Source organism: Kingella bonacorsii (assembly GCF_016623605.1).
Classification (GTDB): domain Bacteria; phylum Pseudomonadota; class Gammaproteobacteria; order Burkholderiales; family Neisseriaceae; genus Kingella_B; species Kingella_B oralis.
On the sequence record NZ_JAEHNZ010000003.1, the window covers coordinates 218,913 to 234,570 of the forward strand.

Here is a 15,658-nt window from a genome sequence, read left to right on the forward strand (position 1 = left end):
TAGCTTCGCAGAAGCTCGTAAACTCGCTTTCAGGCTGCCTTAATTAAATCAAATCGTATTCTGCAAGGGCATCTTCCCTCAGCAAATGACGGTTGGCGGTAAGCGTTCTTTTAACAATTTGTTTGAACAGCTCGGGTTCGGATACGGTTTCTTCAAACGCATAATGTTGCCAAATGCGTTTAATGGCGGCGCTGTCGTGGGCATCAAGCACGATGACTTGGGCGGTTTCTACATCGCAGCAGCCGTAGCCGTCAAATGAAATGCGCCGTAAACAGACGGCTTCGCCGTGGTTGATGAAGTCAATAAACGCGCAATCGCCCACGCAGAAATAATAATCGGCAGGGCGCGAAAGATTGTCATAACTGGGTTCTACTTGCATGGTTGGTCCTTTTAGGCAGCCTGAAAATGGGTTTACAGGCTTCTGCAAAGCCAATGGCTTATTCGGCTTTGCCAAATACTTGCGTTAAATGCTGCGCGTAATCGGCGAAATAGCGCTCGGGCTGTGGGTTTTTGATGACATCGTTGCAGATAAAGGTGGGCAGCGGGCGCATGCCTAAAAATTCGTTGGCTTTGTGAAAATGCAAATACACGCCGTCCACGCCTGCGCCGTCAAAAAAATCGCCCGCGCGGGTAAAGGCTTCAATGGGGGCGTTCCATGTGAGCGACAGCATATGGTGTTTGCCGTGCAGCAAGCCGCCTGTGCCGTAGCCTTCGGTGGGGGTGGCGCTGTGTCGCCCGTCGCTGGCGAATAATTTGCCTGCGCCTGCGGAAAAGACTTTGTCCATGTATTCTTTAACTGTCCACGGCTCGCCCATCCACCAACCTGGCATTTGCCAAATGACGGCATCTGCCCATAGGATTTTTTCTACTTCTGCGGGGGTATCGTAGCCGTTTTCTATCACGGTTTCTTGCGTGCGATGCCCAAGCGAGGCGAGGGTTTGCTGGGCGAGGGTGTGCAGGCTGTGGTTGAGTTTGCCTTGTGAGTGTCCGAAGGCTTTGCCGCCATTGATAAGTAGGAGGTTCATGGGTGTCCTTGTTGTGTGTGTGGATTTTCAGGCTGCCTGAAATGAGTTATTTGTCCTATTCTGCTTAACCGTGCAAGCCATCTCGTTCAGGCTGCACTGCCGTTTCGCGCTCTGCCATAAAATCTGCGCTGGCGGTGTTGCCGCTTAAAAAGAAGCTGTCCCACACTTGATTAGCGGGGCTGATAATGCGCTCGTTGCCGACTACGCGCACATTGACATGAGTAACGTGTTCATCAAATCGGGCGGAATAAGGCAAATGAATGGTTTGCGGATTGTCTAATGGAATTTGCATAGCGCACTTCTTTAATCTCGTTTATAGACAGCCTGAAAACGCTTAATCATCGTGATGTTCCCACCACCATAAAACCAGCCCAATCACAACCAAGGCGGTTATCAATAATAGGGAGTTGATGCTGTATGGGCTGGGGTCGGGCGGGGCATAGCTACTCATGATTCTTTCGTTTCTGCTTTTTCAGGCTGCCCTATGCTGGGCTGGTCGTTGGGCATCACCATACCGAGGGAAATCACGTATTTTAGGGCTTCGTCCACGTTCATGTTGAGTTCGCGGATGTCGCTGCGGCGCACCATGATGTAGTAGCCGCCTGTTGGGTTGGGCGTGGTGGGCACATACACGGAAACGTAGTCGGTTTGTTCGGGCAGGGCTTGGGCGACGGCTTGTGGTACTTCGCCTGATACGAATGCGATGGTCCAAATATTGGGCTGGGGAAAGGGGATGAGCACGGGGGTTTGGAATGAGCGGGCGTTGTCGGACAGCAGGCTTTCGGATACTTTTTTAACGCTGGAATAAATGGATTTGACCACGGGAATGCGCCCGAGCAAGGTATCCCATGCTTCTAGGATTTTGCGCCCGAGCATATTGGCGGCGAACACGCCTGTTATCAGCAACACAAAAATGGCGATGATGAAGCCTTGCCCTGGGATGTTAAAGCCGATGTAGTTTTCAGGCTGCCATTTTTGTGGGACAAGGTTGGCGAGCCAGTCGGTGGCGTTGATGATGTAGCCGATGAGCCAAATGGTTACGGCGATGGGCAGCCATACGAGTAACCCTGTGATAAGGTATTTTTTTAGGTACTTGCCGATGCTCATGGTGCGCGTGGTGGTGGAATGCAAAGGGCGGAATTATACGCGCTTTGGGTGGGCTTTGCTGGGCTTGTTATCGGCAGCCTGAAAATGATTTAGCGCTTTTCAGGCTGCCTTTGCCGATTACTGCGCATCTGATTACAGCGCGTCCCAGCCGTTGAACATAACGCCTAAGCCGATGCCTTTTTGTTTGTGGTTGTAGTCAATCAGGCTTTCGCCGTAGCCGTAGAAGCCTTGCACATAGCCTTTTAGGTTGCCTTTGATGGGGAAGGTGTAGTTGAGCTGCACCGCGCCTTTGCTGTGTTTGGGGTTGTAGCGCAGGGTGCTGGATAGGGCGTGTTTGTTGTTGAATTGGTAGGCGATGCGTAGGTCGCCGTAGCCCATGTAGTGCATGATGTCGGGGTTGTCGTCTTTATCGGCGCCAGGGTCTAGGCGCGCCCAAACGCGGGGGATAACGGAGAGTTTGCCCCATTCCATGCCTGCCATAGCGTAAACGCGGTTCCATGAGCGCGACAGTGGGCGGCTTTGCCCGTTGGATTGGTGGATGTAGCCCACGCCGAGCATGCGTAGTTTGCCGCCGAAAGGAAGGTTGGCTTTAACGGGCTGGGTGAGAAATAGCTCGGGGGCGTAGTCGCTGTTGCGGAAGGGGGCGGATTTTTTGCCTCGGTTATACACTTGCCAGTTGGATTGCTGGGTGTAGCCTGCCCAAAGGTCGGCATGGGTGCCGAACAGGTCTTCGGCGATTTTGGTTTTCAGGGAGATTTGCATCTTGGTTTCAATGCGTTTTTGCTGGGTGTGAACCGCATCGATGGCTACGCCGCGCGTGGGGGTGCTGGGGGTGTAGTTGGGCGAGCTGCGGTACCATGCGGGCATGATGTACATGGGTTCGTGTTCGCGGATGCTGAATACGCCGTTTTCGTTGTTTTTGTCGAGGTCGTATTGTTGCGACAGGGGGGAATAGATTTCGCCGGCGCTGGGTTCGGCAAAGACGATTTGCGGGCTTTGCGCGGCTTTGCTGGCGGCGTGGCTTTGGGCGATGTCTATGCTTTTGGGTTCGGCTTGGTTGGGGGCGGTGTAGGCGCGGTCGTAGCAGGCGAGACGGGTGGCGGGGTCGCTGATGGCAACGCAGGATTGGGCATCGCTGACGGGGATGGCGGGGCTGTTGGCGGGGGCGTTGGTGGGCAGCAGGGGGATTTCGTTTTGCGTTTCGGCTTGGGCAAGCGGGGCGAGGCTGATTATGGTGAGCAGGAGTGCTTTTTTCATTTGTTTACTGGGCATTAGGTTGTTTGAAACGGGGCGCATTTTAACTGATTTTGGATGGTCGGGCAGCCTGAAAATGGCGGATGGGGTGTTTTAGCTTCGCTCGTTTTCAGGCTGCCTTTATGCATGACAACAAGGGCAGCATGAAAATCATTTGTGGCGGATTTCCCAGCATTGGTGGATTTTCTTGTTGCGAAAATCCTCGGGGATAGATTGGTAGGTGATGTTTTGAATGTGGTATGCGTTTTCAAGCTGGGGATTGAGTTCAAAGCTGCGCAGGTTGTTGGAAAAATAGAGCGTGCCGCTCTTGGCGAGCAGTGCCATTGCGCCGTTAATCAGCGTGGTTTGGTCGCGCTGGATGTCTAGGGTGTCGTGCATTTTTTTGCTGTTGGAGAAGCTGGGCGGGTCTAGCACGATGAGGTCAAATTGTTTGCGCTGTTGGGCGGCTTGTTGCAGGTAGGGGAATACGTCGGCGCGGATGATTTGGTGGTCGGCGGAGTTGATGTGGTTGAGTTGGAAGTTGCGCGCTGCCCAGTCCAGATAGGTGTTGGATAAATCGACGGTTTCGCTGCTGATTGCACCGCCTGTGGCGGCATACACGGTGAAGCTGCCGGTGTAGGAAAACAGGTTGAGAAAGCGTTTGCCCTCGGCGATGCTGCCGATTTTTTGGCGGGTGTTACGGTGGTCTAGGAATAGCCCTGTGTCTAGGTATTTGTCTAGGTTTACCCAGAATTGGCGGCCGTTTTCTTGGATGATGAAGTCTTCGCCTGTTTTGCCTGTTTTTTGGTATTGGGCTGCGCCTTTTTGGCGGGCGCGTTGTTTGAGATGGATGTGGTGTTGCGGGAAGCCTGTGATGTGTTCTAGGGCGGCTAGGATTTCTAGCAGCCATGCTTTGCGCTCGGCGGGGCTTTGCTGCCAGCCTGTGTCGTATTCTTGCAGGTGGATGTGGTCGCGGTACACGTCGATGGCGAAGGGGTATTGGGGGATGTCGCGGTCGTAGATGCGCCATGCTTCTAGGTTGTGGCGACGCGCCCATTTGAGTTGGTGTTTGAGGGTTTTGCCGATGCGGTTGATAAGGTCGTTGATTTGGGTCATGGTGGGGATGGGGTAAATGGATTTTCAGGCTGCCTTGGGCGGCGGCAAGGGTTGGGCTGGGGCGTGGTACGCGGCAAGACGCGTGTTCTGGCGGATGATTGGCTGCGTATGTTTTTGGGCTGAACCTTTTACAAATCCCAAGATGTCGTCATTCCTACGCGGGAATGACGGCATTTCTTGTTTTTCAGGCTGCCTCATGGGTTTTACAAAGGTTTCAGGTTGTCTATTCTTCGCTGATGTATTGCGGGGGAACGTGGTCGGTGAGCCAGACTTGGTTGTCGCTTAAATAGAACGAATGCCCTGCGGCGTGCATGGCGGCGGCGTTGATGCGCAGCACGATGGGTTTGCCGTGGCGTTGTCCGACTTTTTGCGCGGTGGGGATGTCGGCGGAGAGGTGCACATGGTGGCGGCTGCCTGCGATTAGCCCTTGGCTGCAGATGCTGTCTAGAAAGCGGGTGGCGGTGCCGTGGTACAGCGTGTCGGGCGGTTGGATGGGGTTGTGGGCGATGGCGACTTGGGCGGTGCTGTGTCCTTGCGCGGCGCGGATTTGCGTTTGGTCGTCGGACAGGGTGAAGCGTTTTTTGGGATTGGTGGCGACGACTTTCAAAAGCTGCTCGCGGCTGATGGTGCGGTTGTGTTGTTGCGCTTGAGCAAGCAGGGTGTCTATGTTTGCCCAGCCTTGACTGTCTAGCTGGATGCCGATGCTTTCGGGGTGATGGCGCAGCACATAGCTGAGAAATTTGCTGATGGCGGTGTTGGGGTCGGTCATAATTATTGGAACTTCGTTAAATTGTGGTTTCAACCTTGTGCGTTGCGCTGCGGTATGCCCCTTTGTTGCCCAAATCAAAGATTTGGACAAAGGGGCAAGGCTGCCTTTGGGGGATGAAATATAAAACATTAGACAGCCTGAAAACGGCTTCGCGCTTTGGCGAAGCTAAATAATCAGTTTTCAGGCTGCCCTATTCTGCCGCGCTATTCGCTTTTGGGCGCGGGGCGCGTTGCCATCAGCGTATGCAAACGGCGGTTGTCGGCGCGGGCGACGTTAAACAGCAAATCGCCCAGCTGGACTTTCTCGCCGCGCACGGGCAGATGCCCCAGCTCGTGGATAACCAAGCCGCCGATGGTGTCGGCTTCTTCGTCGCTGAATGCGGTGCCGAAGTATTCGTTGATGGCGGCGATTTCGGTGGTGGCTTTGATGCGCCAACGCTCGGCGGATACGGGGAAGATGTTGTCCGCGCTGTCGTCTTCGTCGAATTCGTCTTCAATTTTGCCCACAATCTGCTCAATCACGTCTTCAAACGTTACCAAGCCCGAGATGCCGCCGTATTCGTCCACCACAATCGCCATGTGGTTGCGCTGGGTTTGGAAGTCTTTGAGCAGGCTGTTGAGTGATTTGCTCTCGGGCACGAACACGGCGGGGCGCAAGATGTGTTCCAGCTTGAATTGCTCGGGGTTGAGCGTGCATTTGAGCAGGTCTTTGGCGTGCAGGATGCCGATGATGTGGTCTTTGTCTTCTTCTATCACGGGAAAGCGCGAATGGGCGGTGTCCACGGCGTAGGCGATGATGCGGTCAATGCTGTCGGTGGTTTTGATAACGTCCATTTGGGCGCGGGTCATCATGGCATCGCGCACGGATAGCTGGCTGAATTTGAACAGGTTTTCTAGGCGCAACAGCGTGTCGCCATCTAGGCTGTTTTGCGCTTGGGCTTTGGTTTGGCGCAGCAAATCTAGCCATTGGGCGGGCGTTTCGGGGATGGTGATGCTGCCTGAAACGCGGGTGAATAGGCGGTTGAACAGGGTGGGTTTGGGTTGGTGCGGGGTGTCGTCCATGGTGTTTAATTGGGGTGGTTAATGGGTTTTAGCTACGCTGAACTTCGTTTCAGGCTGCGTTTGGTTTTTCAGGCTGCCTGCAATTGGTCGCGCACTTTCATCAGCGCGAAGCCGAGCAGGTTCAAGCCTTGCTATTGCAACGGGTTTTCGGCGCGGGGGTCGTCTTGCGCCAAGCCGATGTCCCAGATGCTGTCCACAGGGCTGGCTTCCACGAGAATGCGCTCACCCGTTTGTAGCAAAAAGGATTTCAAATCAGCGCGTTGTGAAAATTTGGCGCGGTTGGCTTGGCACACGATGTCAAAGCGGTGGGCGTTCCAAACGTCGTCTTTAAAGCCGGTGATTTGCCGCCCGAGGGCTTTGGCTTGCGCGGGGCTGCCTGCTTGCAGGATTTTGCGGCGGATGTCGTCTGCGCCAAACAAGCGGGCTTTGGCTGCCATCATGTAGTGTTCGGCGGTGGCGTAGCGCTCGCCGTACAGTTCAAACGGGGCGGGATACCATTGGCTGAACACGGCTTTGTCGGCGATGCCTTTTTACTTGGGCGTGTGTCCCCAGAAGTAAACGTATTTGAGCTTGGCTTTGCGCTTGAAGGCGTCTTGCAGGGCGGCGAGGTCGTAGAGAGCAGGCATGGGTTACTCCGTTGGGGGTGTTGGGGCGTTTGCTGAACGTTGCGGCAGCCTGAAAATAACGTGCATGCAAGGGGCGGTGCAAACTGCGCTGCTTGGGGCTTGGTTAAACGGCGCATGGCAAGCCGCGCCATCGCCGCTTACTTCAAAGGCAGCCTGAAAAGCATCCATGCGGTTGCCTGCGCGAATGCAATTCGGGTTGGCGGCTTTCTGGTTTGCCTACGTTATTTCAGGCTGAAATCTTTGCAAAACCCGCCACCGATGGCGCGGCGGCTCACCGACATCTTGGCAAACCCGCCATGCTCTGTTTTATCAGCCATTTGGCGGCGAGCCGCCGCCGCTCCATTTTAGGTTTCAGGCTGCCCTATTTTCAGGCTGCCTATTGATTCCCCCCACAAGCGCAACCGCAGCCACAGCCGCCCTGTTCGTTTTCAGGCTGCCTTGTGGCATCGTGGGCTTCATCGGCTTCTTCGCTGCCCAGCGGATACAAATCCAACTTGGCGAGTAAGGCGCGGTCGCCGCTTTCTTCGGGGTTGGGCGAGGTGAGCAAGGTGTCGCCGTAGAAAATAGAGTTGGCACCCGCCATAAAACACATGGCTTGCATGGCTTCGGGCATATCGGCGCGACCTGCGGATAGGCGCACATAGCTTTGCGGCATGGTAATCCGCGCCACAGCAATGGTGCGCACAAATTCGGTCCAATCCAAATCGGGCACTTCGGCAAGCGGCGTGCCGTCTATTTTGATGAGCTGGTTAATCGGCACGCTTTCAGGCTGCGGGTCTAAATTGGCAAGGCTGGCGATTAAGCCTGCGCGTTCGGCGCGGGTTTCGTTCATGCCTACAATGCCGCCGCAACAAATTTTGAGCCCCGCTTCGCGTACCTTGCCCAGCGTGTCCATGCGGTCTTCGTGGCGGCGGGTGTGAATGATGTCGTTGTAGCGGCTGGGGTCGGTGTCTAGGTTGTGGTTGTAGTAATCCAGCCCCGCGTCGTGCAGGCTTTGCGCCATGCCTTCGTCGAGCAGGCCGAATGTGCCGCAGGTTTCCAGCCCTATGGCTTTCACGGCGCGCACCATATCGGCAAGCTGCGGAATGTCTTCAGGCTGCGGGCTGCGCCATGCCGCGCCCATGCAAAAACGGCTCGCTCCGCGTTTTTTGGCGATTTTGGCAAGGGCGACTACCTCGTCCACATCCATCAAACCTGTTTTTTCCACGCCAGTGTGGTAATGCGCGGATTGCGGGCAGTATTCGCAATCTTCGGTGCAGCCGCCTGTTTTCACCGATAACAAGGTGGATAGCTGCACGGCGCGGGGGTCAAAATGCTCGCGGTGCACTTGGGCAGCCTGAAAAACGAGTTCCAAGAAAGGCTGGTTAAACAGCCCTTCCACTTGGCATTTACTCCAATATTGGGCGGTGGGGTGCGGCTTGGGCGCAACGGTGCGGCGCAGGGCAACGGGGCGTAGGTAAGTCATGGGGTTTCCTTATTTCCTTTGTAGATTTTCAGGCTGCCTTTGGGGCAGCGGGGTGTTTGCGCTGGGTAAAACGGCGTTTCAGGCTGCCTTTTTCACCCATTTCAGGCTGCTTATTCAGCCAATTTATTCGTATGGATTTGCCATGCCCAACTGCGCCAGCAATGCCGTTTCCAACGCTTCCATTTCTTCGGCTTCATCATCGCTAATGTGGTCGTAGCCCATCAGGTGCAGCGTGCCATGTAGCACAAGATGCGCGTAGTGGTGCGCGATGAGCTTGCCTTGCTCGCTGGCTTCGCGGGCAACCACTTGCGGGCAAATGATTAAATCGCCGCGCAGGGTATCATCGCCCGCGGGCAGCATCATTTCGCCCTCGTTCAGCGCAAAGCTCAACACATTGGTGGCATAGTCTTTTTGGCGATAGTCGCGGTTGTAGGCGCGGGCATCGGCTTCGTCTAGCAGCAGCAACGAAATTTCGGCGCGGCGGTATGCGTTTTTCAGCGCGTGCCAAATCCATTGGTAAAACTGGCGTTCGCTGGGCAGGTTGCGCTCGCTGCTTTGGTTGTCAAAGGCGAAAGCGAAGCGTTGTTTTTGGATGGCAAGAAAGGGGAATTGTTTGGCTTGTTTCATGGTTTGGGTGGATGGATGTTGATTAGATTGAATACAGGTTCTAAAAAGGGCTGGCGGTTAATAGCATAACGATGGGCAACAGCGCAAGGTGGTTTTCAGGCTGCCTTGATTGTTTTTTTTGCAGGGGCTGTTGACATTCAACTTTTGCAGCGGATTTTGCGTCATAAAATGGCAGATGCAAGGCAAAAATGCGAGCCTATGCCATCCATAGGCGAGTATTTTTAACGCGGCAGATGCCGTTTTAGGGCGCAAAATCCGCCAAAATGTTGATTGTCAACAGCCCCTAATGCACGGCTTGCCAGCAAGCCGTAAGGGCGCGGGGATGGGTTTCAGGCTGTCTTATAGTGCGCCCGCATTGAAGCAGCCTGAAAATGCGTAATGTCATTAAATCAGAGCATGGCTATTATAATAAGCCAATCTGTAATAATTTATGTTTTCATCCATAAATAATATTATTTTATATTGATTATGGTGAGAATTAGGTTCATTCAGCCAGCATATTGATATATTTAACTTACTTAACACAGAATTGTTCTCATACATTCTTTTTAGCTATTCAAATTTTTCTACAAAAATACGAGTATTAAACCATTGCCCAACAGGCAACGAAAAAAGGAATTTCAATATCTCGTTAGATGTTTGATACTCTACAAATTCGCTAAAAAAGCCATCAAAAGCTAATTCTTCATTGAGGTTACTGTCCATTGTATTGCCAATTGCTTTACACGTTTAATAAGATTGCTTGTGCGTTTAGGCAGCCTGAAAACAATCTACACTCAAACGCGGGCGCAAATGATTGGGCAGCCTGAAACGCCTGCCCCGCATCCCTACGGCTTGCTGGCAAGCCGTGCACTAGTAAAATATTTTCAGGCTGCCTCCGCCTATGAAAATAGCGGGATAACAAAAACCATTTGCTTGGATAACCGCCAATCAATACGCAATGATAGGCAGCCTGAAAACCCCATCCGCGTTTTCAGGCTGCCTACCGCGCGATCATTCCTGCCCCAAAAGCTGCTCGCGCGTGAGCAAAAACACAAACCCATCGCCGCCGCTGGTTTCCAGCCACATAAACGGCAGCTCGGGATACGCCGCTTCCAGCGCATCGCGGTTGTGCCCAATTTCCACCAACAGCACGCCTTGCGGGTTCAGGAACTTTGCCGCTTGCAACAAAATCTCGCGCGTGGCATCCAAGCCGTCTTCGCCGCTGCCCAACGCCAATTCAGGCTCGTGCAGATATTCGTCGGGCAACGCCGCCACGCTCTCGGCATCCACATACGGCGGGTTGGACACAATCAAATCGTATGTGCCTTCCAAGCCTTCAAACAAATCGGTGTGGATTAGGTTCACGCGCTCTTGCAGCCCGTAATCTTCCACGTTAACCGCCGCCACTTCCAGCGCGTCCAAGCTGATGTCCACCGCGTCCACTTGTGCGGCGGGGTAATGGTCGGCAATCTGAATCGCCAAACAACCGCTGCCCGTGCACAAATCCAGCGCGCGGTGCACCAGCTCAGGATACTCAATCCACGGCGCAAGCGGCTCGCCCAGCAGCTCATACACAAACGAGCGCGGCACAATCACCCGCTCGTCCACATAAAAATCATAATCGCCCTGCCAAGCCTGATTGGTCAGATACGCCACAGGCACGCGCTCTTCCACACGCCGCTGCACCAAAGCCAGCACCGCTTCGCGCTCGCTCGGCAGCAGCACCGCGTCCAAATAAGGTTCCAGCGTATCCAGCGGCAAATGCAGCGTGTGCAAAATCAAATATGCCGCCTCATCGTGCGCGTTGTCGCTGCCATGCCCAAAAAACAAGCCCGCCTCGTTAAAACGGCTTACCGCAAAGCGCAACACATCGCGCACCGTTTTCAGGCTGCCTTGGGCTTCGTTAAACAAATTGGGCTGGGGCGCGTTTTGCCCGTTTTCAGGCTGCCCTTGCAGGCTGGATATTGTGTTATTCATTGTTAATAAAAATGTTAAGCAAACGAAAAGACCATTATAAACGAATGTGCCAACAAATAAAAAACCGCTATAATCGCGCCCTTTCAATCCAAGCAAAAAAGGCAACACAAATGAAAAAACACGCTCTTGTTTTAAGCATCATCGCCGCTTCGCTCGCTTTGACCGCCTGCAACCAAAACGCAGGGCAACCCAAAGCCGCATCAGGCGCAGCCGCCCCCGCCGCAGCGTCATCTGCATCAGGCGCAGCATCTGCGCCCGCTTCTGCCGCGCCCGTTGCCGGCTTAGAAACCGAAAGCAAACAGCTGGGCTACCTGCTGGGCTACCAATTTGCCATGAGCGCCCAGCTCGACACGCTGAAAAAAAGCGGCGTTGACGTGGATACCGAAGCCCTTATCAAAGGCATCAACGACCAAATGGCAGGCACGCCCTCGCAATTAAACGAACAGCAAATCCAAACCGCTATCGCAGGCGTGCAAAAGAAAATGGACGAATTCGCTAAAAAACAAGCCAGCGAAACCGCAGCCGCCGGCGAAAAATACCTGGCAGACAACAAAGCCAAAGAAGGCGTGAAAACCACCGAATCCGGCCTGCAATACAAAGTAACCAAAGAAGGCACCGGCGCGCAAGTTGCCAAAGGCGATTTGGTAACCGTGGAATACGAAGGCCGCCTCACCGACGGCACCGTGTTTGACAGCACCAAAAACCACAACAACCAACCCATGGACGCGCCCGTTGTGGACGGCGCGTTTATCCAAGGCTGGGTGGAAGGCTTGCAGCTGATGAAAGAAGGCGGCGAATACACGCTTTACGTTCCCGCCAAACTGGCTTACGGCGAACGCGCCCAAGGCAGCATCCCCGCCAACTCTGTTTTGGTGTTTGACATCAAAGTGAACAAAGTGCAAAAAGGCGAAGGCGAAAAATTGGTAAAACGCGCCCAAGAAGCACAAGCCAAACAAATGCAGCAAATGCAACAACAAATGCAACAAGCGCAACAACCTGCCAAAAAATAAGCGTTTTAACGGCAGCCAAACCGCTTTTCATGCCACGAAAAGCGGTTTTTCTTTTAGCCGCGCCGCAACTTTTCAGGCTGCCTTGTTTTCAGGCTGCCTTATGGCCGCGCAAAACCTTTGCAAAATAGCACACCGCAGCAAAAGTTAAGCCACGCGGCAAGATGCTAACAAAACTTAAAAAACGCTTACATTACTTCCCAAACATCAGGTAAAATCCGCCAGTTGTTTTCCCGCCATCAACTCTCACAGGAATGCTTAACCAATGACCACAAAAACATGGCTGTCTGCCGCTTTCTCATGCCTCACCCTATCGCTTGCCGCTTGCGGCGGACAAAGCAACGCCCCCGCCAACCACAGCGCATCCCATCCCGCATCCGCCGCCGCATCCGGCGCGTCAGGCGCAGCCGATGGCAACGGCAGAGTGCTGCGCGTGGCGGGCAATGCCACATTCGCCCCGTTTGAATCGCTGGACGAAAACAAAAAAGTAACAGGCTTTGATATTGACCTGATTAACGCCATGGGCGAAGCGGGCAATTTCAAAGTGGAATACAAAGACCAACCGTGGGAAAGCCTGTTCCCCGCATTAAGCAACGGCGACGCCGATGTGTTGGTGTCAGGCATCACCATCACCGACGAACGCAAAGCCACCATGGCGTTTAGCGAACCTTATTACCAAATCACTCAAGTGGTTTTGGTGCCGCCCAGCAAAAATGTGGCTAAGGTGGAAGATTTGAAAAAACTGCACAAAATCGGCGTGGTAACGGGCTACACAGGCGATTACGCCGCGCAAAAAATCTTCGGGCCGACCAGCGAGCAAGTGGTCCGCTTTGACAACGTGGGCCTGCTCACCAAAGAAGTGGAAAACGGCGGCGTGGACGCAGGCATTTTGGACAACGCCGTTGTCGCCCACTACATTAAAAACAACAGCAGCAAAGGCTTCAAAATGGTCGCCCTGCCCGACTTCCCCGCCGAACACTACGGCATGGCGGTTCGCAAAGACGATGCCCAAACCCTCGCCCTGCTGAACGACTCGCTCGCCAAAGTGCGCGCCAGTGGCAAATACGCCGAAATCGAAGCCAAATACTTCGCCACAGGCAAATAAGCCCGTTTCCGATTAAAAATCGGCGCGACCGCAAGGCTGGTTTGTTCCCGGCCCGCGCAAAAAACAACGCAGCAGCCCTATCAACGAGATAACAATCCATGATAATTGCCGATACGCGTTTTTAAACCCAAACCTTTTGACGGCTTGCCCCCGTCAAAAGGTTTCTGCGTTTCCCCAAGCAAGGGATTTTCAGGCTGCCTAAACAGCCTGTGGGATGAAACAAGCATAAACCCGCGCAGCCGCATCCAAGGCAGCCTGAAAACCGCATCCGCCGCCATCCGCTCCTTAGTCTCGCGCGCAAGAAAAATGATAGTGCGCGCAAACACCGCTTCATACCTAACAACCGCAGCCTGAAACGCCAAAAACCTTTTCAGGCTGCCCTTGCAATTCCCAACCCCAACCACCATATCCCCGAAAACTTTTCGCCTGAAAGCCAAATGCGCTATCGCAGGCAAAACCCGCTATCCGCCCCCATTGCTGCACCAAAGAAGCAGAGCATCCCCTATCCAACACGCGGATAAATCACCCTTATCGAGTGCCCCCTATGTCTGAAAAACACCTCCCCGAGCAAGAAAACGAAGAAACCCTCAGCAACGACAACCGCCCGCTCACCCCCGAAGAGCAGCGCGAACGCCTGCGCCGCCTCATCATCCAAGGCAAAGAGCGCGGCTACATCACCTACGCCGAAATCAACGACGCCCTGCCCGACGACATGTCCGATGCCGAGCAGATTGACAACATCGTCAACATGATTCAAGGCTTGGGCATCCAAGTAACCGAAGAAGCCCCCGATGCCGACAGCCTGCTGATGAACGACAACAGCACCGCCATCACCGACGAAGATGCCGTTGCCGAAGCCGAAGCCGCGCTCTCGCAAGCCGATTCCGAATTCGGGCGCACCACCGACCCCGTGCGCATGTATATGCGCGAAATGGGGCAAGTGGATTTGCTCACCCGCGAAGACGAAATCAAAATCGCCAAAGAAATTGAAAACGCCTTGAAAAACATGATTCAAGCCATTTCAGCCTGCCCCGGTTCAATCGGCGAGATTTTAGATTTAATCAACCAAATCAAAAAAGACGAAATCAAAGTGGACGAAGTGGTGGAAGCCATCATCGACCCCAACGAAGTCTTGCTCAACGAACTGGGCTTAGGGCATCTGGAAAGCAGCCTGAACAGCCATCAAGCCGCATCCGGCGATGAAAGCGACGAAAGCGACGGCGACGAAAGCGGCGATGACGACGACAGCGAAGGCGACAGCGCAGCGATGGAAAGCCAAAACTTGGAAGAACTCAAAGCCCAAGTTTTAGACCACTTCAAACAAATTGAAAAAAGCTACAACCTGATGATTCGCGCGTTAGACAAAAGCGGCAGCAGCAGCGCGAAATACTTGGAACACCGCGGCAACATCGCCAACAAATTGCTTGAAGTGCGCTTTTCCACCCGCCAAATTGAAAAATTGAGCGACAGCCTACGTTCGCGCGTAGACAAAATCCGCAAATTGGAACGCGAAATCCGCGACATCTGCCTAGACCGCGTGAACATGGACAGAGACCATTTCATCGCCCACTTCCTGCCCAACGCCACCAATTTGGAATGGATTGAAGACGAAATCGCCAAAAAACGCGCATGGAGCGAAACGCTTGACCGCTTCCGCCATGCCATTTTGGAAAAACAAACCGAAATGGCCGAGCTGGAACAGCACGCGCGCGTATCCATCGCCGAGCTAAAAGACATCAGCAAAAACATGGTGAAAAGCGAAAAAGAAACCGCCGCCGCCAAGCAGAAAATGATTCAGGCGAACTTGCGTTTGGTAATTTCCATTGCCAAAAAATACACCAACCGCGGCTTGCAGTTCCTTGATTTGATTCAGGAAGGCAACATCGGCTTGATGAAAGCGGTGGACAAATTCGAATACCGCCGCGGTTATAAGTTTTCCACTTATGCCACCTGGTGGATTCGCCAAGCGATTACGCGCTCCATCGCCGACCAAGCGCGCACCATCCGCATCCCGGTTCACATGATTGAAACGATTAACAAAATGAACCGCATTTCGCGCCAATATCTGCAAGAAACAGGCGAAGACCCCGATTCTGCCAAACTGGCGGAATTGATGGAAATGCCCGAAGACAAAATCCGCAAAATCATGAAAATCGCCAAAGAGCCGATTTCCATGGAATCACCGATTGGCGACGATGACGACAGCCACTTGGGCGACTTTATCGAAGACGTGAACAATGTTGCGCCTGCCGAAGCGGCGATGTATTCGAGCCTGCGCGAAGTAACCGCCGGCGTATTGGAAAGCCTGACCCCGCGCGAAGCAAAAGTGTTGCGGATGCGCTTTGGCATTGATATGAACACCGACCACACGCTGGAAGAAGTGGGCAAACAGTTTGACGTTACGCGCGAGCGCATCCGCCAAATCGAAGCCAAAGCATTGCGCAAATTGCGCCACCCTACGCGCTCCGATAAGCTGAAAAGCTTCTTGGACAGCGAAGAAGGGAAATAAGCGCGCAGGGTTGCGGATTCTCAGAACCTGTATTCATAATAGTGTGAAT

General features: G+C 53.7%; 18 protein-coding genes. 4 read left to right on the forward strand and 14 right to left on the reverse strand.

Annotated features, from left to right (window positions below; all coding sequences use genetic code 11):
• Positions 1–43: 43 nt before the first annotated feature.
• From JDW22_RS10040 to JDW22_RS10085, 10 genes are all read right to left on the reverse strand, one after another.
• On the reverse strand, positions 44–379 hold the full coding sequence (locus tag JDW22_RS10040) for a hypothetical protein (protein WP_200522943.1): 336 nt from the start codon (positions 377–379) through the stop codon (positions 44–46).
• Positions 380–437: 58 nt separating this feature from the next.
• On the reverse strand, positions 438–1,025 hold the full coding sequence (locus JDW22_RS10045; RefSeq protein WP_200522944.1) for an NAD(P)H-dependent oxidoreductase: 588 nt from the start codon (positions 1,023–1,025) through the stop codon (positions 438–440).
• Positions 1,026–1,089: 64 nt separating this feature from the next.
• On the reverse strand, positions 1,090–1,317 hold the full coding sequence (vapB, locus tag JDW22_RS10050; RefSeq protein WP_200522945.1) for a type II toxin-antitoxin system VapB family antitoxin: 228 nt from the start codon (positions 1,315–1,317) through the stop codon (positions 1,090–1,092).
• 155 nt (positions 1,318–1,472) lie between these two features.
• The gene (locus JDW22_RS10055) at positions 1,473–2,132 is read right to left on the reverse strand and encodes a DUF502 domain-containing protein (protein WP_200522946.1); all 660 of its coding nucleotides are present in this window, start codon (positions 2,130–2,132) and stop codon (positions 1,473–1,475) included.
• Positions 2,133–2,264: 132 nt separating this feature from the next.
• The gene (locus tag JDW22_RS10060) at positions 2,265–3,404 is read right to left on the reverse strand and encodes a phospholipase A (RefSeq protein WP_200522947.1); all 1,140 of its coding nucleotides are present in this window, start codon (positions 3,402–3,404) and stop codon (positions 2,265–2,267) included.
• A 132-nt stretch (positions 3,405–3,536) separates the two neighbouring features.
• Positions 3,537–4,481 carry a class I SAM-dependent methyltransferase gene (locus JDW22_RS10065; protein WP_200522948.1) on the reverse strand — a complete coding sequence of 315 codons (945 nt, stop codon included), beginning with the start codon at positions 4,479–4,481 and terminating at the stop codon, positions 3,537–3,539.
• Between the two features lie 223 nt (positions 4,482–4,704).
• Entirely contained in the window at positions 4,705–5,250 is a 546-nt protein-coding gene (locus JDW22_RS10070; RefSeq protein ID WP_200522949.1) for an RNA 2'-phosphotransferase, read from the reverse strand.
• 203 nt (positions 5,251–5,453) lie between these two features.
• A complete protein-coding gene (locus JDW22_RS10075) occupies positions 5,454–6,311 on the reverse strand; it encodes an HlyC/CorC family transporter (protein WP_200522950.1) in 858 nt (285 codons plus the stop codon).
• 131 nt (positions 6,312–6,442) lie between these two features.
• Complete coding sequence (locus JDW22_RS10080) at positions 6,443–6,820, reverse strand: NADAR family protein (protein WP_289005833.1); 378 nt, start codon at positions 6,818–6,820, stop codon at positions 6,443–6,445.
• 120 nt (positions 6,821–6,940) lie between these two features.
• Positions 6,941–7,105 (reverse strand): hypothetical protein, encoded by a 165-nt coding sequence (locus JDW22_RS10085; protein ID WP_003797376.1) that lies wholly within the window; start codon positions 7,103–7,105, stop codon positions 6,941–6,943.
• Positions 7,106–7,149: 44 nt separating this feature from the next.
• On the opposite strand from JDW22_RS10085, the gene JDW22_RS10090 reads away from it, so the two are divergent.
• Positions 7,150–7,320: a hypothetical protein gene (locus JDW22_RS10090; protein WP_200522951.1), complete on the forward strand. Its 171-nt coding sequence runs from the start codon at positions 7,150–7,152 to the stop codon at positions 7,318–7,320.
• On the opposite strand, the gene bioB is transcribed toward JDW22_RS10090, so the two are convergent.
• The 4 genes from bioB to prmB all read right to left on the reverse strand — a co-directional run bounded on the left by bioB (position 7,314) and on the right by prmB (position 10,922).
• Positions 7,314–8,402, reverse strand: coding sequence for a biotin synthase BioB (gene bioB, locus JDW22_RS10095; protein WP_200522952.1), 1,089 nt, complete (start codon positions 8,400–8,402; stop codon positions 7,314–7,316). The two genes, JDW22_RS10090 and bioB, sit on opposite strands and share 7 nt — an antisense overlap.
• Positions 8,403–8,525: 123 nt before the next feature.
• Positions 8,526–9,029, reverse strand: coding sequence for an rRNA maturation RNase YbeY (gene ybeY, locus JDW22_RS10100; protein ID WP_200522953.1), 504 nt, complete (start codon positions 9,027–9,029; stop codon positions 8,526–8,528).
• A 721-nt stretch (positions 9,030–9,750) separates the two neighbouring features.
• Positions 9,751–9,933, reverse strand: coding sequence for a hypothetical protein (locus JDW22_RS10105; RefSeq protein ID WP_200522954.1), 183 nt, complete (start codon positions 9,931–9,933; stop codon positions 9,751–9,753).
• Positions 9,934–10,022: 89 nt separating this feature from the next.
• A complete protein-coding gene (prmB, locus tag JDW22_RS10110; RefSeq protein ID WP_200523039.1) occupies positions 10,023–10,922 on the reverse strand; it encodes a 50S ribosomal protein L3 N(5)-glutamine methyltransferase in 900 nt (299 codons plus the stop codon).
• 176 nt (positions 10,923–11,098) lie between these two features.
• On the opposite strand from prmB, the gene JDW22_RS10115 reads away from it, so the two are divergent.
• The 3 genes from JDW22_RS10115 (at position 11,099) to rpoD (ending at position 15,609) form a co-directional block, all read left to right on the forward strand.
• Positions 11,099–11,998, forward strand: coding sequence for an FKBP-type peptidyl-prolyl cis-trans isomerase (locus tag JDW22_RS10115; protein ID WP_235965484.1), 900 nt, complete (start codon positions 11,099–11,101; stop codon positions 11,996–11,998).
• Positions 11,999–12,260: 262 nt separating this feature from the next.
• Complete coding sequence (locus JDW22_RS10120) at positions 12,261–13,100, forward strand: basic amino acid ABC transporter substrate-binding protein (RefSeq protein ID WP_200522956.1); 840 nt, start codon at positions 12,261–12,263, stop codon at positions 13,098–13,100.
• 544 nt (positions 13,101–13,644) lie between these two features.
• On the forward strand, positions 13,645–15,609 hold the full coding sequence (gene rpoD / locus JDW22_RS10125) for an RNA polymerase sigma factor RpoD (protein ID WP_200522957.1): 1,965 nt from the start codon (positions 13,645–13,647) through the stop codon (positions 15,607–15,609).
• The last annotated feature ends 49 nt before the right edge of the window (positions 15,610–15,658 follow it).